This is a genomic window from Pseudomonas sp. GM79 (genome assembly GCF_000282495.1).
Lineage (GTDB): Bacteria > Pseudomonadota > Gammaproteobacteria > Pseudomonadales > Pseudomonadaceae > Aquipseudomonas.
Map to the genome: position 1 here is coordinate 66,267 of NZ_AKJE01000095.1, position 17,542 is coordinate 83,808.

Genomic DNA, 17,542 nt, shown 5'->3' on the forward strand with positions numbered 1-17,542 from the left:
GGTCGTACAAATAATCGGGAACGCTCCGGCATGATCAGTGCGGTGGTGGCTGGGAGGGCCTCTTCGCGAGCAAGCCCGCTCCCACATTTGATCGGGGTTGATCACATATCGTTGGCTTGGCACATTTCCAATGTGGGAGCGGGCTTGCTCGCGAAAGCGGTCTGACAGGCACCACCATCATCAGCTACTAAACGCATATTCAACCGCAACCCTGCCCCGCTGTTCTCCGCCCACAAACGCCCACCCTGCCGCTGCACCGCATTCCTCGCAATGCTCAACCCCAACCCGAACCCACCATCCCCCGGTCGCGATCCATCAAGCCGGATGAACGGCGAGAAGATCCGTTCAAGATCCTCGTCCGCCACTCCACCGCCCTCGTCCTCCAGCCACAGGTGCCAGAAGTCGCCATCGCGCCGACCACCGAGCGTCACGACACCCCCCTCAGGTGAATGACGAATGGCGTTGCGCAGAATGTTTTCCAGTGCCTGGGCCAGGGTATTGAGATGGCCGCGCACCCAGCAGGATGCATCCACGGCACAGTGCAACTGACGCGCCGGCCAGCCACTTTCATAGCAGGCGTTTTCCGTGAGCATCTCCCACAAGGCCTGGACCTGGATCGCCTCATCGGGCAACGGCGCGCGCTCGGTATCGAGCCAGGCGAGTTGCAGGGCGTCCTCGACCAGACGCTGCATGCCGTCGACTTCCCGGCCAATGCGTTCGCGCAATTGCCCCAGGTCTTGCTCGCTTTCGCTGGCCACCCGCAGCCGGCTCAGTGGCGTGCGCAATTCGTGGGACAGGTCGCGCAGCAATTGTTGTTGCAGAGCCACCGTGCTTTGCAGGCGCTCGGCCATATGATCGAAGGCCCGGCCCAGTTCACCCAATTCATCCGAGCGGTTGATGGTGCGACTCGATAAACGCACAGTCAGTTGGTCGGCGCGCCAGGCATTGGCTTGTTCGCGCAGGCTGTTCAGCGGGACGACCAGCAATCGATACAGCCCCACGCACAGCAGCAGCGTGAACAGCCCGGGAATCACCCCATTGGTGATCACCCGCCAAAACACCCGGTAGCGTCCTGGCATAAAACGCTGAGGCAACTCGATCACCAGGCTGCCGGCAGACGGGTCATTGGGAAACGGGATCTTCAGCCACGGCAGGCCCTGGTGGCGCCGACTCACCGGCCAATCCAGACCGCGCAAAAAGGTCAGGCGCTGGATTTCCTGGTTTGCCAGCGGGGAACTGCTCAGGGATTGCAAGTCGCCGCCGATGACGCCGACCCAGGTCGACTCGTGCTCGCCGACACGCTGCAACCAGGCATCAATGCCTGCACTCTGCTGCTCGTTCCAGGCCCGCTCCGCCTCGGCGGCGTAGTGCGTAAGGGTGCCCCGGGCCTCGTCGGACAGGAACAGGTTTTTCTTCTCCATGTAGCGGCCCCAGGACCAGCTCAACCAGATCATCAGCAGACAGAACGCCACCAACAAACACGCCAGTTTCCAGAACAGTGAATGCTTGCCCGGCACGTCAGACCATTTCATCGGCCGCACTCAATACGTACCCCTTGCCCCAGACAGTACGCACTTCACGCTCGGTGTAACCGATGGCCTTGAGCTTGCGGCGAATCTGGCTGATGTGCATGTCGAGGCTGCGGTCATGGGGCGCATAACCGCGCTGCAGTACCTGCTGATAAAGGAACGCCTTGCTCAGTACTTCATCACCGTTGCGATTCAATGTATCCAGCAGCCGATATTCGCTGCGAGTCAGGCCGGCCGCGTGTTCGCCCAAAAAGACCTCGCACCGTTCGTCGTCGAAACGCAGGTTGTCCATCGCCGGGGCAATCGGTGCCGGCGCCGGCCGCCGGTCAAGCGCCACCCGCCGCAGGATGGCTTCGATGCGCACCCGCAGCTCGGCCATGCTGAACGGTTTGGGCAGGTAATCGTCGGCGCCGAGGCGAAAGCCACTGATGCGATCCGCCTCCGCCCCCAGCGCCGACATCAGCACCACGGGCGTGGAATGGCTCTGGCGCAATTGGGTCAGTACCGCCAGGCCATTCAGCCCCGGCAGCAGAATATCCATCAACACCACATCGAAGGCTTGCCGACGCGCAATGGCCAACCCTTCCTGGCCGTTCTGACACCAGGTCACCTGAAAACCACAGCGCCCCAGATGCTCATGGACATAAGCGCCGAGCACCAGATCGTCTTCGATGGAGAGGACGCGGGGGGGAACAACAGAGATGGGAGTCATGAGTATCTGCAAATAATTCTCAGTTGCCGATTATTCAAGATCGCCTCGCCAGGGGCAACCCATGGTTTGCTCCCCAAGACCAAAGCGCGGAACTGGCCGACGAATGACGACATCAATTTTACGAGGATTGCCCGCATGCAAATCGCTACACTGCGCAGGTGGCGCGTGCCGGACGCATGTGCAGGTCAATAAACAGCTGGATGCGGGAGAGATGCGTGCTCAAGAAACTGGGAATTAAAGGCCGCGTGCTGTTGCTGACCCTGTTACCGACCACCCTGATGGCGCTGGTTCTGGGCGGCTATTTCACCTGGATGCAGCAATCGGACCTGCAATCGCAACTCATGCAGCGCGGCGAAATGATTGCCGAACAGCTGGCACCGCTGGTGGCCCCGGCCATGGGTCGCAAAGACAACGACCTGCTGGAACGCATCGCCACCCAGTTCCTGGAACAAGCCGACGTGCGCGCGGTGACTTTCCTCGCCCCCGACCGCACGACACTGGCCCATGCCGGCCCGACCATGCTCAATTCGGCGCCTTTGGGCAACGGTTCACAGATGTTGCGCCGCAGTGGCAATGACGCCACGCGCTACCTGCTGCCAGTGTTCGGCAAGCACCGCAACCTGGCCGGCGACCTGATCCCCGACGAAGCCGACCGTCTGCTGGGCTGGGTCGAACTCGAACTGTCGCACAGTGGCATGTTGCTGCGCGGTTACCGCAGTCTGTTCGCCAGCCTGCTGCTGATCGGCGGTGGCCTGGTCGGTGCGGCGCTATTGGCGTTGCGCATGGGCCGGACCATCAACCGGCCATTGAGCCAGATCCAACAAGCCGTGGCACAGCTCAAGGACGGTCACCTGGAAACCCGCCTGCCGCCCCTCGGCAGCCAGGAGCTGGATGAACTGGCATCCGGCATCAACCGAATGGCCGGAACCCTGCAGAACGCTCAGGAAGAATTGCAAAACAGCGTCGACCAAGCCACCGAAGACGTGCGTCAGAACCTGGAAACCATCGAGATCCAGAACATCGAGCTGGATCTTGCGCGCAAGGAAGCCCTGGAGGCGAGCCGGATCAAGTCCGAGTTCCTGGCCAACATGAGCCATGAAATCCGCACGCCGCTCAACGGCATTCTCGGCTTCACCCATTTGCTGCAAAAAAGTGAATTGACCCCGCGCCAGCTCGATTACCTGGGCACCATCGAAAAATCCGCGGACAGCCTGCTGGGGATCATCAACGAAATTCTCGACTTCTCGAAAATCGAGGCCGGCAAACTGGTGCTCGACCATATTCCGTTCAACCTGCGCGACCTGCTGCAAGACACCTTGACCATCCTCGCCCCGGCCGCCCATGCCAAAGAGCTTGAGCTGGTGAGCCTGGTTTATCGCGATACGCCGCTGTCGCTGGTGGGCGATCCGCTGCGACTCAAGCAGATTCTCACCAACCTTGTGAGCAATGCGATCAAGTTCACCCGCGAAGGCACCATCGTCGCCCGAGCCATGCTTGAAGAAGAGTATGAAGACAGCGTGCAATTGCGCATCAGCATTCAGGACACCGGCATTGGCCTGTCGAATCAGGACGTGCGCGCCTTGTTCCAGGCCTTCAGCCAGGCCGATAACTCGCTGTCCCGGCAACCTGGCGGCACCGGCCTGGGGCTGGTGATTTCCAAACGGCTGATCGAACAGATGGGTGGCGAAATCGGCGTCGACAGCACACCGGGCGAAGGCTCGGAATTCTGGATCAGCCTGAGCCTGCCCAAAACCCGCGACGACGCCGAGGACCTGCCCGGCCCACCCCTGCTCGGACAGCGGGTGGCGGTTCTGGAAAACCATGAGCTGGCCCGTCAGGCCTTGCAGCATCAACTGGAAGACTGCGGTCTGGCAGTCACGCCGTTCAACACCCTCGAAAGCCTGGCCAATGGCGTGACCGGTGCCCACCAGACCGATCAGGCCATCGGTCTGGCAGTGCTCGGCATCACCAGCAACGACATGCCGCCGGAGCGCCTCAACCAGCATATCTGGGACCTCGAACACCTGGGCTGCCGAGTGTTGGTGCTGTGCCCGACCACCGAACTGACGCTGTTCCACCTCTCGGTGCCCAACCCCCACAGTCAGTTGCAGTCCAAACCGGCCTGCACGCGCAAACTGCGTCGGGCCCTGTCCGACATGGTCAACCCTCGCCAGCAGCGCAGCGACCCCGGCGAGCCGCTTTCGAGTCGCGCACCGAAGGTCCTTTGCGTCGATGACAACCCGGCCAACCTGCTACTGGTGCAAACCCTGCTCGAAGACATGGGCGCCAAGGTGCTCGCGGTGGAAAGCGGTTACGCCGCGGTCAAGGCCGTACAGAACGAGACCTTTGACCTGGTGCTGATGGACGTCCAGATGCCCGGCATGGATGGCCGCCAAAGCACCGAAGCCATTCGTCAGTGGGAAAGCGAACGGCATTGCACACCACTGCCGATCGTCGCCCTCACCGCCCACGCGATGGCCAACGAAAAACGCGCATTGCTGCAAAGCGGCATGGATGACTACCTGACCAAACCCATCAGCGAACGGCAATTGGCGCAGGTGGTGTTGAAATGGACCGGTCTGGCGTTGCGCAATCTGGGGCCGGAGCGCTCCAGCGAAAGCAACAACGATAATGACTTGCAGGTGCTTGATCACGACGAAGGCCTACGCTTGGCGGCGGGCAAGGCCGATCTGGCGGCGGACATGCTGGCAATGCTGCTGGCTTCCCTGGAAGCCGACCGCGAGGCCATCCGCGTCGCCCGTGAAGCCAATGACCAGAACGCGCTGATCGAGCGAGTCCATCGCCTGCATGGGGCGACCCGTTATTGCGGCGTCCCGCAATTGCGCGCCGCCTGCCAGCGCAGTGAAACCCTGCTCAAGCAACAGGACCCCAAAGCCCCCGGCGCGCTGGAAGAACTCGAACGAGCCATCAATCGCCTGGCGGCCCATGCGCGCATCAATGCCTGATGCAGCGCAATAACGCTGGGCGCCTTGAAGGCTAAGCTCAAGGTCTGTAGCAACTGGCGAAGCCTGCGTTCGACGGCTTCGCCGCCGAACGCAGGCTTCGCCAGTTGCTACAGGTAACTTCCAGGAGGACAGCATGCGCACGATTCTTTTCAGCAGCCAGACCTACGACCGCGACAGTTTTCTGAGCGCAGACCTGCCTGCCGGCATCGAGCTGTATTTCCAGCCAGCACGACTGAGCCTCGACACGGCGGCGCTAGCGGAGCATCACGAAGTGGTTTGTGCCTTCATCAATGATGACCTCAGTGCTCCGGTGCTCGAACGCCTGGCCGCGGGTGGCACACACCTGATCGCCCTGCGCTCGGCCGGTTACAACCATGTCGATCTGGCGGTAGCGAAGCGCCTGGGGCTGGCGATTGTGCGGGTTCCGGCGTACTCGCCTCACGCGGTGGCCGAACATGCGGTGGCGCTGATCCTGGCGCTCAACCGCCGACTGCACCGTGCCTACAACCGTACTCGCGAGGGGGATTTCAGCCTGCACGGGCTCACCGGTTTCGACCTCGTGGGCAAGACCGTCGGCGTAGTCGGCACCGGGCAGATCGGCGCGACCTTCGCGAAAATCATGAACGGCTTCGGCTGCCGGTTGCTGGCCTGTGATCCTTACCCGAACCCACAGGTCGAAGCGCTCGGCGCGCGCTACCTCAGCTTGCCGCAACTGCTGGCCGAGTCGCAGATCATCAGCCTGCATTGCCCGCTCAACGAACAGAGCAAACACTTGATCAACAGCGAATCACTGGCGCACATGCAGCCCGGTGCAATGCTGATCAATACCGGGCGTGGCGGTCTGGTGGACACCCCGGCGCTGATCGACGCGTTGAAGGACGGCCAATTGGGCTATCTGGGGCTGGATGTTTATGAAGAGGAGGCGCAGCTGTTCTTCGAGGATCGCTCCGACTTGCCGCTGCAGGACGATGTGCTGGCGCGCCTGCTGACCTTTCCGAATGTAATCATCACCGCGCACCAAGCCTTCCTCACGCGCGAAGCCCTGGGTGCAATTGCCGCGACCACCCTGCAGAACATCGCGACCTGGGCGGCCGGTTCGCCACAGAATCAGGTCGAGAGCTGATCGCTCAGGCCTTGGACAAAAGGATCATCAGGGCCAGCCAGCCGAAGCCCAGCAAGCGCTGCCCCAGCGAATGCCCGCGACGCAGCAGGAACCAGACAAAAAACGGCGGCAGAAAGAAAATCATCAGTTTCAGCCAGAGTTCCACCGGACGCGGCCCGCCGGGTGCCGGCGCCAGGATCTCGGCCTCGACTTCAACTTTACGTTTGCGCCCGAAAGCGGCCGGGGTCACCCTGGGTACGTTCTCATTGGTCGGTAAGCGCCCGAAAGAAAGAGGCGCCTGCGCAGGCGTTGCTGTCGACGTAGCCGCCTGCACTGCCACCGCTGGTGCACCGCAATGAATACAAGCAGGCGCCGTGGAGCTGATGCGTTGCTTGCACTCAAAACATTCGATCAACGCCATTTCCATTCCTTAGAGATGCAAAAGCGGCATTGTGCCATGACTCGGCAAGTCATTTGAACCAGATCGAAGGTTACATGCCCGCGCCATGCTGCGTTCATGCCCGTGCTAGCATATCGCGCATATTTGGAGGACCCATGGTCGAACACGATTTTCGCTATAGCCTGATGAACCCGCAACACACCCTCACCGAATGCCGCGCCCTTGTGCCGGGGCGTTATCAAGTCACCGGCAACGGCGGCTCGATTCGTAATAACGACGTGCTGGTAGTGACCCTAAAAGGCAGCAAGGACTTGTCCATGCGCCTGACCGTCGAAACGGTTCGCCACTTGATCAACCCGCCGGGCCAATGGGTCGCGGTGGCCAGTGGTCCGGTGTTCGGCGAACTGGCGATTCACACCTGGAATGTCAACTGCGACAGCTGCGCCAAAGAGCTGAGCTTTGAGTTCGCGGTCGACGCCAAGCTGGGCAACAAGGCCGAAAAACCGGCTGCCACTGCACGGATTGCCGAGTTGGGCTGGGCCACCGTCGGTGACAAGCACCTGTGCAAGAAGTGCCAGGAGCCTGCGTGATGAAACGCCTTGCTCTGACCGCCATGGCCGGCGCCAGCCTGTTGGGCTGCGCCGCCGAACCGGTGCAACTGCAACACAACCGCAGCTACATTCTGGAATGGATCGGCGAGCGTCCGCTGATGGACTACAGCCATCTGACCATCACCCTCGATGAAGATGGTCGGGCCTACGGTAATGGCGGCTGCAATCACTGGTTCGCGCCGTATACCCTGCAAGGCGACAAGCTGAGCTTCGGCAAGATCGGCAGCACCCGCAAAATGTGTGCGCCAGCGTTGATGGAGCAGGAAAAACGCTTCCTGCAGGCGCTGGAGAACGTCCAGCGCTGGGACGTTTCACCGATCGACCAGATGCGCTTCTGGCCGGCGCAAGGCAAACCGTTGCGTTGGTGGCTTGAAGAGGGTTGATCATCAGCCCCGAAAAGATCGCAGCCTCGCCAGGGCTCGACAGCTCCTACATGGATTGCCGAACATCTTGTAGGAGCTGTCGAGCCTTGGCGAGGCTGCGATCTTTTGCTTTTAGTTCTTGGTCTGCAACGCCTCAAGCTTCGCCATCACCCCCGCCGCCGTCTGCTCTCCCATCAACTGTTCCCGCACCTTGCCCTTGTCATCAATGATGTAAGTCACCGGCAACGCTTCACTGCGCGGCAACTCGAAAAGGTCGGCCGGGTCCTGGGCCAGCACGGTGAAGGCGATCCCCAGTTTCTCGCTGGCACTTTTCAGCTCTTCGCCCTGCACATTGTCGAAGTTGACCCCGAACACACCGATCTTCTTGCCCTTGAGCTGCTCGGCCAGCACGTTCAACTCGGGAATCTCGGTACGGCACGGGCCGCACCACTCAGCCCAGTAATTGAGCACCAGCCATTGTTTGTCCAGACGCTCGGCGGCGACTTTGTGACCGTTCTGGTCGACGCCATAGTCGTTGCCGCAGCCCCCCAGCAATAACGCCCCCATAATCGCCAATGCCGCTGCCAGTCGCCTTGTCATGTCTCGATCCTTGTCAAAAATGGAATGCACCTGCGACCCATCGCCTCCCAAGGTTCTGGATTACGCGCCGCCCAGTTAGAATAGCCGCCACCTTACGCAAGATGCGACCCGCACATGACCGATCTGACGCTTTATCACAACCCGCGCTGCTCGAAATCCCGCGGTGCGCTCGAACTCATCGAAGCCCGTGGCCTGACGCCAACGGTCGTCCGCTACCTGGAAACCCCGCTGGACGCCGCGCAAATCCAGAGCCTGCTGAGCAAGCTCGGTATCAGCGCCCGGCAATTGCTGCGCACCGGCGAGGACGAGTACAAAACCCTCAACCTGGCCGACAGCAGCCTGAGCGAGGCGCAATTGATCGCCGCCATCGCCGCGAACCCAAAACTCATGGAGCGACCGATTCTCGAAGTCGGCGACAAAGCCATCATCGGCCGTCCGCCGGAAAATGTGCTGGAGTTGCTGCCGTGAGTGCGCCGTACATTCTGGTGCTGTATTACAGCCGCAGCGGCTCGACCAATGAAATGGCCCGGCAGATTGCCCGTGGTGTCGAGCAATCCGGTATGGAAGCGCGCCTGCGCACCGTGCCGGCGATCTCCACCGAGTGCGAAGCCGTGTCGCCGGACATTCCCGATGAAGGCGCGCTGTACGCCAGCCTCGACGACCTGAAGAACTGCGCCGGCCTGGCCCTCGGCAGCCCGACCCGCTTCGGTAACATGGCCGCACCGTTGAAATACTTTCTCGATGGCACCAGCAATCTGTGGCTGACCGGCGCCCTGGTAGGCAAACCGGCCGGGGTTTTCACCTCCACCGCGAGCCTGCACGGCGGCCAGGAAACCACGCTGCTGTCGATGATGTTGCCGTTGCTGCACCACGGCATGCTGATCACCGGCCTGCCTTACAGCGAGTCGGCGCTGCTGGAAACCCGCGGTGGCGGCACGCCTTATGGCGCCAGCCATCACGCCGGGGCCGATGGCAAAAGCGGCTTGAATGAACACGAAGTTGCGCTGTGCCGCGCCTTGGGCCTGCGGTTGGCGAAGACTGCGCAAAAGTTGGTGAGCTGAAATGGCCAAAAAGCCGAAGATTCTGCCTTCCATCGAATGGCTCGAACCGCGAGTACGGGCGATGCGCGTTATCAGCCTGCTGTGCTTTTTCGGCCTGGTGGGACTGCTGTGCATCTACTACCTGATATTCGCCGACCTGCATGGCGCGCGGCCGTGGGTGATTCTGCTGATCGAACTGGTGCCGCTGCTGTTGCTGGCGCCGGGGATGATCGTTGGCAGCGCCCGCGGGCATTCGTGGATGTGTTTTGTGGTGAACCTGTATTTCATGAAAGGCGCATTGGCCGCGTATGACCCGAACCGCCAGCTGTTCGGTTTACTGGAGATGGGCGCGAGCCTGGCGGTGTTCTGCTCGGCAATGTTGTATGTGCGGTGGCGGTTTCAGTTGAACCGCAAGTTGGCGGGTGAAGGCGAGACCAGCGTCGCCTGACAGGACGCCTTCGCGAGCAAGCCCGCTCCCACATTGGATCTTCAGTGGTCACATAATTTGTGAACACTCAAAAATCCTGTGGGAGCGGGCTTGCTCGCGAAGGGATCGACTCGCTCTCAATGATTCACTGTGTAAGCCAGCATCATCGAAATCTGGCTCATCGGCCGCCCACCGCTCTCTTCGTGCCACTGGTTGAACGCATTCTGCACCGTGGCCATGTCCCTCAGACTAGTCGGGACCTTGTCGACGATCTTCTGCGCACTCAGCGCTGCTACCACGTCGTAGCTCGGCACGAACGTGTCCTTGCCCACCATCCGCAAGAATCGCGGTGCCGATAACCCGCCCAACTGATGCCCGTGTTTTTTCAGATAGGTCCATAACCCGACGATGTCGGTCACCGGCCATTCGGCGATCAAAGCGCCAAAGCTGCCCTTCTCATGGGCCACGTCCAGAATGAACTGCGCATTGCGCGGCACGCTCTTGAGCTTGCCCAGGTGGCGGATGATCCGCGCGTCCTGCATCAGGCGTTCGAGGTGTTCGGCGCTCATCAGCACGACTTTTTCCGGTTCGAACTTGAAGAACACTTCTTCGAACGCCGGCCACTTGGCGTCCACCAGGCTGTGTTTGAGTCCGGCGCGAAACACCCGCAACGCCATGGTCGAGAGGTAGCGGTCGTCGCTGATCTTGCGCAATTGCGCCGGGGTCTTGGGAACCGGCAGATGGGCTTCCAGTTCAGCCGCCGAACCGAAGCGGTTCAAGCAGTATTCGTTCAGCCACTTGTAGTCGCGCATGCCCTCTCCTACGGATTGAAACAGAAAACCTGTGGGAGCGGGCTTGCTCGCGAATGCGTAGTGTCAGTCAACAATAATGTCGGCTGACACTACGCATTCGCGAGCAAGCCCGCTCCCACACAATTTGTTCAGAGGTTTACTACGTTGACGAACCGCGAAGCCGCGGTTTCATCGATGCGCAGGTTGGTGAAGTCGAACAGGTTACGGTCCGCCAGTTGCGACGGGATCACGTTCTGCAAACTGCGGAAAATGCTTTCGGTACGGCCCGGGGTCTTGCGTTCCCACTCCTGCAGCATCTCTTTAACCACCTGGCGTTGCAGGTTTTCCTGGGAGCCACAGAGGTTGCACGGGATGATCGGGAATTGCTTGAAGTCCGAGTAGGCCTGAATGTCTTTTTCGTTGCAGTAGGCCAGCGGGCGAATCACCACGTTGCGACCGTCGTCGGCGCGCAGCTTCGGCGGCATGGCCTTGAGCGAACCGTTGAAGAACATGTTGAGGAAGAACGTCTCGACGATGTCGTCACGGTGGTGACCGAGGGCCATTTTGGTCGCGCCGATTTCATCGGCAAAGGTGTAGAGCGTGCCGCGACGCAGGCGCGAGCATAGCGAGCAGGTGGTCTTTCCCTCAGGAATAAGCTCCTTGACCACCGAATAGGTGTCTTTCTCGACGATGTGGTACTCGATGCCCAGTTCTTTGAGGTAAGCCGGCAGCACGTGCTCGGGAAAGCCTGGCTGCTTCTGGTCCATGTTCACGGCCACGATCTCGAACTTGATCGGGGCGACCTTCTGCAAATGCATCAGCACGTCGAGCATGGTGTAGCTGTCTTTGCCACCGGACAGGCAGACCATGACCTTGTCGCCGTCTTCAATCATGTTGAAATCGGCGACAGCCTCACCGGCCTGGCGGCGAAGGCGCTTTTGCAGTTTGTTCTGGTTGACCGTAAGAGTGCCCATGACGCGAAATCCGTGAGGTGTGACGAAAGGCCGGCATTTTACGCAAAAACCCTTCAAGGGCGAAGAGCCTGGAGAATCGCAATCCCCCGTAGGAGCTGCCGAAGGCTGCGATCTTTTGATTTTGGCTATATCAGCACCACTGAAGATCAAGATCAAAAGATCGCAGCCTTCGGCAGCTCCTACGAGATCCCGGTACATATCCAGGACCTTCAGCCAATTCAGCACCGGCGAAGATCAACTTCCCAATGCATTTGCGCGATTAACAAGATTGTTTACAGCGCGATTTGCTCTAAGCCCCTCGCACTATTACCGGTAACTCCTTTCTATACTGCGGCATAAGGTCGCAGACGTATTCAGACCTGTACTTACCTGGCCACTTTGGCCCGTAAGCGCTCCGCTGGGGGGCGATGGCAACAACAAGAGGAGTGACTGGCATGATCCATCACGTAGTGGGGCTCTTCACCCACCCTGACCAGGAATGGAAAGAAATCCGTGGCGACCAGGAGGAAAGCATCAGCCACATGTACCTCACACACACCTTGATTCTGGCGGCGATCCCTGCCGTGTCGGCGTTTATCGGCACCACGCAGGTCGGCTGGGTCATTGGTAGTCGAGCGCCGGTAATGCTGACCACGGAAAGCGCGCTGTGGATGACCATCATGTCGTACCTGGCGATGCTCGGCGGTGTCGCGGTGATGGGCGCGTTCATCCACTGGATGGCCCGCACCTATGACGCCAACCCGAGCCTGGCACGCTGCGTTGCATTTGCGACCTACACCGCGACACCGCTATTTATCGGCGGTCTGGCGGCGCTGTACCCACACATGTGGCTTGGGATGATCGTCGGCACCGCGGCCATCTGCTACACGGTGTACCTGCTGTATGTGGGGCTACCCACTTTCATGAACATTCCATCAGACGAGGGATTCCTGTTTTCAAGCTCGGTGCTCGCCGTAGGACTGGTGGTGCTGGTGGCAATCATGGCGTTCACGGTGATTGTCTGGGGACTTGGCGTGGGGCCGGTCTATACGAATTAGCAACACCCCCACCAAAAACAAGATCTGCCAACACAGGCCGCCGCAAGGCGGCCTTCTACTCTCCAAGAAAGAGCAGGAGGTACGACCATTCGGCTCCTCGGCGATTCGCAAGTCCCGAGGGTTGCGGCATACTCGACGTCTCTGGAGATCCATCAAGCATGCCCGAGCAACTCAATACCCGCGTCGAAGACTGTTTCCAACAAGCCGAATCCTTTTTCAAACGACCTTTCAAACGCCCCGTGGTGAGCCTCAAGCTGCGCGGGCAAAAAGCCGGTGTCGCGCATTTGCACGAGAACCTGCTGCGTTTCAATCCGCAGCTGTACCGGGAAAACACCGAAGACTTTCTCAAGCAGACCGTGGCGCATGAAGTCGCGCACCTGATCGCCCATCAACTGTTCGGCGACCGCATCCAGCCTCATGGCGAAGAGTGGCAACTGATCATGCGCGGTGTTTACGAACTGCCGCCCAACCGCTGCCACACCTACGACGTCAAACGCCGTAGCGTGACCCGCTACATCTACAAATGCCCGTGCCCCGACAGCGATTTCCCGTTTTCGGCGCAGCGACATGGTTTGGTGAGACAGGGGCGGCGGTATCTGTGTCGGCGGTGCAGAAGCACATTGGTGTTCAGTGGCGAGATGCGGGTCGAATAAGTCAGATTTGTGGTGTTTGGGCCGGCCTCTTCGCGAGCAAGCCCGCTCCCACACTGGGCCTGCGTCGCGCCGAAGATCAAATGTGGGAGCGGGCTTGCTCGCGAAGGCGTCCTTACAATCACTACACAACCACCCTGGCACACCGCAATTCCTCGATCCGCTCAACACTGAACCCCAACTCCCCCAACACCTGATCGGTATGCTCACCCAGCGTCGCGCCAATATGCCGCGGCTCAGGCAGCCCTGCTGAAAACTTCAACGGGCAAGCCATCTGCGCCTGAGTCGAACCATCGCCCCTTGGCACCTCCGTCACCAATTCCCGCGCTTTCAACTGCGGATGCCGCACCGCTTCGTCCAGGTTCAATACCGGCTCGACGCACGCATCGACCCCGGCGAACAGCTCACACAACTGGGCAAAGTCGTATTTTTCGAATTCAATTTTCAACGCCTCCTTGAGCGCCTGTTGCCGGGCCGGCTCGGGTGACAGCCCCTGGGCCGCCAGTTCCGGCCGGCCCAGCGCCGTGCAGAGTTGCTGCATAAACACCGGCTCCAGACTGCCCACCGACAACCAGCGTCCATCGCGCGAGCGGTAGTAGTCGTAGAAGCTGCCGCCATTGAGCATCTGCTCTTCCCTGCCCGGCTCCACGCCACAGGCCAGGTACCCGGCACCGGCCATGGCGTTCAGGCTGAAGGCGCAGTCGGTCATGCTCACATCCAGATGCTGCCCCTGCCCGGTCTGCTGTCGCGCGATCACCGCCGCCAGCAAGCCGATCACCCCATGCAGCGAGCCGCCCGCGACATCCGCCACCTGCATGCCCAACGGCACCGGGCCGCTGTCGGCGCGACCGGTGTAGCTCGAAAGCCCCGCCAGCGCCAGGTAGTTGATGTCGTGCCCCGCGCGGTCCTTGTAAGGGCCGGTCTGGCCGTAACCGGTGATCGACACATAAATCAGCTTCGGGTTGATCGTTTTCAAGGCTTCATACCCCAAACCCAACCGGTCCATCACGCCGGGACGAAACTGCTCCAGCACGATGTCGTGGTCCTGCAGCAATTGCTTGATCACCTCCAGCGCCTCGGGCTGCTTGAGGTCCAGCGCCAGGCTGCGCTTGTTGCGATTGAGGTACGCGTGGCTGGCCGAGACGCCTTGATCATGCGGCGGCAGCACCCGCAGCAGGTCCATGCGGGTCGGCGATTCGATGCGCAGCACCTCGGCGCCCATGTCTGCCAGCAGCAACGAGGCGAACGGCCCCGGCAGCAGTGTCGAGAAATCCAGAACCTTGAGTGATGCCAGTGGACCGAGCATAAGTGTTCTCCAGTGCAATCCCCCAAGCCTAGGCAGCCGAGGACATTGCAGCAATCACCTGATGCGTCAGCGGCGGCGGTGACCGTTGCGCTCAAATTGCAGGCATGAAAAAACCCGCCGAAGCGGGTTTTTCATGCAGCCAGAGTACTTACTTGACGCTGGCTGGGGTTGGGCCTTCAGCCACACCCAGGTCGTCTACTTCACGCTCGTCGGAGATACCGCGACCGCCGGAAGCCAGCTCGACTTGCAGCTTGTCTTCGTCCAGCTCTTTCACCCACTTGGCGACCACGATGGTGGCCACGGCGTTACCAACAAGGTTGGTCAGCGCACGGGCTTCGGACATGAAGCGGTCGATACCGAGGATCAGCGCCAGGCCGGCCACCGGCAGAGTACCCACGGCCGACAGGGTCGCTGCCAGCACGATGAAGCCGCTACCGGTCACACCCGCCGCACCTTTGGAGGACAACAGCAGCACCAGCAGCAAGGTGATCTGGTGAGTGAGGTCCATCGGGGTGTCAGTCGCCTGAGCGATGAACACAGCCGCCATGGTCAGGTAGATCGACGTACCGTCGAGGTTGAACGAGTAGCCAGTCGGGATCACGAGACCCACAACGGATTTCTGCGCACCCAGGCGTTCCATCTTGATCAGCATGCGTGGCAGGGCGGATTCCGAAGAGGAAGTGCCCAGCACGATCAGCAGCTCTTCACGGATGTAGCGAACCAGTTTCAGCACGCTGAAGCCGTGCGCGCGGCAGATCGCGCCCAGTACAACGACCACGAACAGGATGCAGGTGATGTAGAAGCAGATCATCAACTGACCGAGTTGTACCAGCGAACCGACACCGTAGGCACCGATGGTGAAGGCCATCGCACCGAACGCGCCGACTGGAGCGAGCTTCATGATCATGTTGATGATGTTGAACATCACGTGAGCAAAGCGATCGATGAAGTCCAGCACCGGCTTACCGTAGGCACCCAGGCGATGCAGGGCGAAACCGAAGATCACCGAGAACATCAGCACTTGCAGGATGTCGCCGTTGGCGAAGGCACCGACGATGGTGTTCGGGATCACGTTGAGGATAAAGCCGATGATGCTCTGGTCTTTACCGGCCGAGATGAAGCCAGCGATTTTGCTGGTATCCAGAGTCGATACATCAATGTGCATGCCGACGCCCGGTTGCACAACGTTGACCACGACCAGGCCGATCAGCAAGGCGATGGTGGAAACGATTTCGAAATACAGCAGCGCATAGCCGCCGGTCTTGCCGACCGATTTCATGTTCTGCATGCCGGCGATGCCGCTGACAACGGTACAGAAGATGATCGGCGCGATGACCATTTTGATCAGTTTGATGAACCCGTCACCCAGCGGCTTGAGGGCTACACCAGTCTGCGGGTAGAAGTGACCGAGCAGGATGCCGATAGCGATGGCAACGATCACCTGGAAGTACAGGGATTTATACAGTGGCTGACGAGTCGTCATTGTAAGTTCCTCAAGAGTGCCTCAGTAACAACATCCATCTGTTGCCCCTGACACCTCAATTGCGAACCCTCCTGCACTGGAGGGATTTGTTTTGTCGAGCTGCACGCCGGCAGACCTCTGCGGCTTGTATCGCAAGCGCCGTGCCACCTTCGAAAAAAACCCCGCAAGCCTTGTGACATCAAGGGTTACAGGTTTTTTTGGGTCACTGACCAGTCACAACGATGTGGCGGATTTCCGCCCACCAGCCAAACCTCGTCCTGCAATTTGGCGGATATCCGCCTTGTTCATTCTCGACAGGCACCGCTACCATCCATTGCTCAGTGGACGGACCTGCCCCCTATGCGCGAACGCACCATCGCCAGCCATTTCGCCCGTGCCGCCCTTGGTGGCGCGCGTCGGCGTGGCTACGACTATTCGAGTCTGTTGCAGCAATTGGGGATCAGCCCCGAGTTGCTTGAGGAGCCGCGCGCCCGAATCGCGCCTGAGCAGTTCGCCCGATTGATCCAGGGGCTGTGGCTGGCCCTGGACGATGAATACCTGGGCTTCGGGCAAGCGCCGAGCAAACCCGGCAGCTTCGCGATGATGTGCCATGCGGTGATCCACTGCCGCACGCTGGAGAAAGCGCTCAATCGCGGTTTATTGTTTTACAGCCTGTTCCCCGGCGCGCCGCGTCTGACGCTGAGCCGCGAAGGCGAGATGGTTCGTCTGTGCCTGGACGATTCGCCGCTGTGGGATCCGGACCACTTCCTCAGCGAAAGCCTGTTGGTGATCTGGCATCGGTTCGGCAGTTGGCTGATCGGCCAGCGCATTCGTCTGGAGCAGGCCACGTTCAGCTACCCGAGGCCCGAACACGGGGCCGAATACGACTTGCTGTTTTCCTGCCCGCTGAGCTTTTCCACCGTAAAGAGCACGACGGCGCAAAGCAGCCTGCTGTTTCACAGTCGCTACCTGAACATGCCGCTGTTGCAGGACGAACGAACCCTCAAGCACTTTCTCGAGCGCTCCCCCGCCGACCTGCTATCGCGCCCCGACGAAGGCGACAGCCTGAGCAGCCAGCTGCGGCGCTTGCTCAGCCGCGACAATGCGCGCTGGCCGGACCTGGAAGCGGTGGCCGCGCACCTGCACATCAGCCCGCAAACCTTGCGTCGGCATTTGCGCGAAGAAGGCACGAGTTTTCAGGAATTGAAGGATCAACTGCGCCGGGACATTGCGATTTATCACCTGGGGCGTGCGGATCTGTCGTTGCAACAGATTGCCGAGCAGTTGGGGTTTTCCGAGCCTTCGGCGTTTCACCGGGCGTTCAAGAAGTGGACCGGGTTGACGCCTGGGGCTTATCGAGCTCAGGAGAATTGAGTTCTAGCGCTGTTTTTTTGGTGTACTCACTGGCCCCTTCGCGAGCAAGCCCGCTCCCACAGTTGACCGCGTTCTCAGCAGCGACTCGGTTTAATGTGGGAGCGGGCTTGCTCGCGAAGAGGCCCGAAAAAACACCGAAAACCTGTGCAGCCACAACAAGCCCCATTGCCATCGAGCTTCAAGATCAAAAGATCGCAGC

The 17,542-nt window shown here is 60.3% G+C and carries 18 protein-coding genes; 10 read left to right on the forward strand and 8 right to left on the reverse strand.

Annotated elements, in window-relative coordinates:
• Positions 1–101: 101 nt before the first annotated feature.
• Positions 102–1,532 (reverse strand): sensor histidine kinase, encoded by a 1,431-nt coding sequence (locus PMI36_RS05080; RefSeq protein ID WP_008074966.1) that lies wholly within the window; start codon positions 1,530–1,532, stop codon positions 102–104.
• The gene (locus PMI36_RS05075; RefSeq protein WP_008074967.1) at positions 1,519–2,241 is read right to left on the reverse strand and encodes a response regulator transcription factor; all 723 of its coding nucleotides are present in this window, start codon (positions 2,239–2,241) and stop codon (positions 1,519–1,521) included. The genes PMI36_RS05080 and PMI36_RS05075 overlap by 14 nt, the downstream gene beginning before the upstream one ends.
• Positions 2,242–2,456: 215 nt before the next feature.
• On the opposite strand from PMI36_RS05075, the gene PMI36_RS05070 reads away from it, so the two are divergent.
• Together PMI36_RS05070 and PMI36_RS05065 are read left to right on the forward strand one after the other, a co-directional pair.
• Complete coding sequence (locus tag PMI36_RS05070; RefSeq protein WP_008074968.1) at positions 2,457–5,207, forward strand: response regulator; 2,751 nt, start codon at positions 2,457–2,459, stop codon at positions 5,205–5,207.
• Positions 5,208–5,340: 133 nt separating this feature from the next.
• Positions 5,341–6,330, forward strand: coding sequence for a 2-hydroxyacid dehydrogenase (locus PMI36_RS05065; protein ID WP_008074969.1), 990 nt, complete (start codon positions 5,341–5,343; stop codon positions 6,328–6,330).
• 4 nt (positions 6,331–6,334) lie between these two features.
• Here the strand turns inward: PMI36_RS05065 and PMI36_RS05060 are convergent, their stop codons facing one another.
• The gene (locus PMI36_RS05060; protein WP_008074970.1) at positions 6,335–6,730 is read right to left on the reverse strand and encodes a hypothetical protein; all 396 of its coding nucleotides are present in this window, start codon (positions 6,728–6,730) and stop codon (positions 6,335–6,337) included.
• Between the two features lie 134 nt (positions 6,731–6,864).
• Between PMI36_RS05060 and PMI36_RS05055 the strand changes: the two genes are divergently transcribed.
• On the forward strand, positions 6,865–7,299 hold the full coding sequence (locus tag PMI36_RS05055; protein ID WP_008074971.1) for a hypothetical protein: 435 nt from the start codon (positions 6,865–6,867) through the stop codon (positions 7,297–7,299).
• Positions 7,299–7,703, forward strand: coding sequence for an META domain-containing protein (locus PMI36_RS05050; RefSeq protein WP_008074973.1), 405 nt, complete (start codon positions 7,299–7,301; stop codon positions 7,701–7,703). Before PMI36_RS05055 ends, PMI36_RS05050 begins: the two co-directional genes overlap by 1 nt.
• Positions 7,704–7,814: 111 nt before the next feature.
• On the opposite strand, the gene PMI36_RS05045 is transcribed toward PMI36_RS05050, so the two are convergent.
• Positions 7,815–8,282, reverse strand: coding sequence for a TlpA family protein disulfide reductase (locus PMI36_RS05045; protein ID WP_008074976.1), 468 nt, complete (start codon positions 8,280–8,282; stop codon positions 7,815–7,817).
• Positions 8,283–8,396: 114 nt separating this feature from the next.
• Between PMI36_RS05045 and arsC the strand changes: the two genes are divergently transcribed.
• Genes arsC through PMI36_RS05030 form a run of 3 tightly spaced genes read left to right on the forward strand, consistent with a single transcriptional unit; the run spans position 8,397 to position 9,770 of the window.
• Positions 8,397–8,750: an arsenate reductase (glutaredoxin) gene (gene arsC, locus PMI36_RS05040; protein ID WP_008074977.1), complete on the forward strand. Its 354-nt coding sequence runs from the start codon at positions 8,397–8,399 to the stop codon at positions 8,748–8,750.
• Entirely contained in the window at positions 8,747–9,343 is a 597-nt protein-coding gene (gene wrbA, locus PMI36_RS05035) for an NAD(P)H:quinone oxidoreductase (RefSeq protein ID WP_008011647.1), read from the forward strand. The genes arsC and wrbA overlap by 4 nt, the downstream gene beginning before the upstream one ends.
• Before the next feature lies 1 nt (position 9,344).
• Positions 9,345–9,770, forward strand: coding sequence for a DUF2069 domain-containing protein (locus PMI36_RS05030; RefSeq protein ID WP_008074979.1), 426 nt, complete (start codon positions 9,345–9,347; stop codon positions 9,768–9,770).
• Between the two features lie 116 nt (positions 9,771–9,886).
• On the opposite strand, the gene PMI36_RS05025 is transcribed toward PMI36_RS05030, so the two are convergent.
• Together PMI36_RS05025 and ttcA are read right to left on the reverse strand one after the other, a co-directional pair.
• Complete coding sequence (locus tag PMI36_RS05025) at positions 9,887–10,561, reverse strand: DNA-3-methyladenine glycosylase I (protein WP_008074982.1); 675 nt, start codon at positions 10,559–10,561, stop codon at positions 9,887–9,889.
• A 128-nt stretch (positions 10,562–10,689) separates the two neighbouring features.
• Complete coding sequence (gene ttcA, locus PMI36_RS05020) at positions 10,690–11,514, reverse strand: tRNA 2-thiocytidine(32) synthetase TtcA (RefSeq protein WP_008074984.1); 825 nt, start codon at positions 11,512–11,514, stop codon at positions 10,690–10,692.
• Between the two features lie 434 nt (positions 11,515–11,948).
• Here ttcA and PMI36_RS05015 point away from each other — a divergent pair, with 434 nt between their 5' ends.
• Together PMI36_RS05015 and PMI36_RS05010 are read left to right on the forward strand one after the other, a co-directional pair.
• A complete protein-coding gene (locus PMI36_RS05015) occupies positions 11,949–12,551 on the forward strand; it encodes a Yip1 family protein (protein ID WP_007899096.1) in 603 nt (200 codons plus the stop codon).
• A gap of 158 nt (positions 12,552–12,709) precedes the next feature.
• On the forward strand, positions 12,710–13,204 hold the full coding sequence (locus PMI36_RS05010; RefSeq protein ID WP_008074985.1) for a SprT family zinc-dependent metalloprotease: 495 nt from the start codon (positions 12,710–12,712) through the stop codon (positions 13,202–13,204).
• A gap of 121 nt (positions 13,205–13,325) precedes the next feature.
• Here the strand turns inward: PMI36_RS05010 and PMI36_RS05005 are convergent, their stop codons facing one another.
• Complete coding sequence (locus tag PMI36_RS05005; RefSeq protein ID WP_008074986.1) at positions 13,326–14,507, reverse strand: CaiB/BaiF CoA transferase family protein; 1,182 nt, start codon at positions 14,505–14,507, stop codon at positions 13,326–13,328.
• 148 nt (positions 14,508–14,655) lie between these two features.
• Positions 14,656–15,990 (reverse strand): dicarboxylate/amino acid:cation symporter, encoded by a 1,335-nt coding sequence (locus PMI36_RS05000; RefSeq protein ID WP_008074987.1) that lies wholly within the window; start codon positions 15,988–15,990, stop codon positions 14,656–14,658.
• Positions 15,991–16,329: 339 nt separating this feature from the next.
• On the opposite strand from PMI36_RS05000, the gene PMI36_RS04995 reads away from it, so the two are divergent.
• Positions 16,330–17,343 (forward strand): AraC family transcriptional regulator, encoded by a 1,014-nt coding sequence (locus PMI36_RS04995; RefSeq protein WP_008074988.1) that lies wholly within the window; start codon positions 16,330–16,332, stop codon positions 17,341–17,343.
• Positions 17,344–17,542: the final 199 nt, after the last annotated feature.

Coding starts and splice junctions, on each gene's coding strand:
- PMI36_RS05055 (WP_008074971.1), top strand. CDS start 6,865: ATGGTCGAACACGATTTTCGCTATAGCCTGATGAACCCGCAACACACC.
- PMI36_RS05015 (WP_007899096.1), top strand. CDS start 11,949: ATGATCCATCACGTAGTGGGGCTCTTCACCCACCCTGACCAGGAATGG.
- PMI36_RS05025 (WP_008074982.1), bottom strand. CDS start 10,561: ATGCGCGACTACAAGTGGCTGAACGAATACTGCTTGAACCGCTTCGGT.
- PMI36_RS05075 (WP_008074967.1), bottom strand. CDS start 2,241: ATGACTCCCATCTCTGTTGTTCCCCCCCGCGTCCTCTCCATCGAAGAC.
- PMI36_RS05050 (WP_008074973.1), top strand. CDS start 7,299: ATGAAACGCCTTGCTCTGACCGCCATGGCCGGCGCCAGCCTGTTGGGC.
- arsC (WP_008074977.1), top strand. CDS start 8,397: ATGACCGATCTGACGCTTTATCACAACCCGCGCTGCTCGAAATCCCGC.
- PMI36_RS05080 (WP_008074966.1), bottom strand. CDS start 1,532: ATGAAATGGTCTGACGTGCCGGGCAAGCATTCACTGTTCTGGAAACTG.
- PMI36_RS05060 (WP_008074970.1), bottom strand. CDS start 6,730: ATGGCGTTGATCGAATGTTTTGAGTGCAAGCAACGCATCAGCTCCACG.
- PMI36_RS04995 (WP_008074988.1), top strand. CDS start 16,330: ATGCGCGAACGCACCATCGCCAGCCATTTCGCCCGTGCCGCCCTTGGT.
- PMI36_RS05030 (WP_008074979.1), top strand. CDS start 9,345: ATGGCCAAAAAGCCGAAGATTCTGCCTTCCATCGAATGGCTCGAACCG.
- ttcA (WP_008074984.1), bottom strand. CDS start 11,514: ATGGGCACTCTTACGGTCAACCAGAACAAACTGCAAAAGCGCCTTCGC.
- PMI36_RS05045 (WP_008074976.1), bottom strand. CDS start 8,282: ATGACAAGGCGACTGGCAGCGGCATTGGCGATTATGGGGGCGTTATTG.
- PMI36_RS05005 (WP_008074986.1), bottom strand. CDS start 14,507: ATGCTCGGTCCACTGGCATCACTCAAGGTTCTGGATTTCTCGACACTG.
- PMI36_RS05065 (WP_008074969.1), top strand. CDS start 5,341: ATGCGCACGATTCTTTTCAGCAGCCAGACCTACGACCGCGACAGTTTT.
- PMI36_RS05010 (WP_008074985.1), top strand. CDS start 12,710: ATGCCCGAGCAACTCAATACCCGCGTCGAAGACTGTTTCCAACAAGCC.
- PMI36_RS05000 (WP_008074987.1), bottom strand. CDS start 15,990: ATGACGACTCGTCAGCCACTGTATAAATCCCTGTACTTCCAGGTGATC.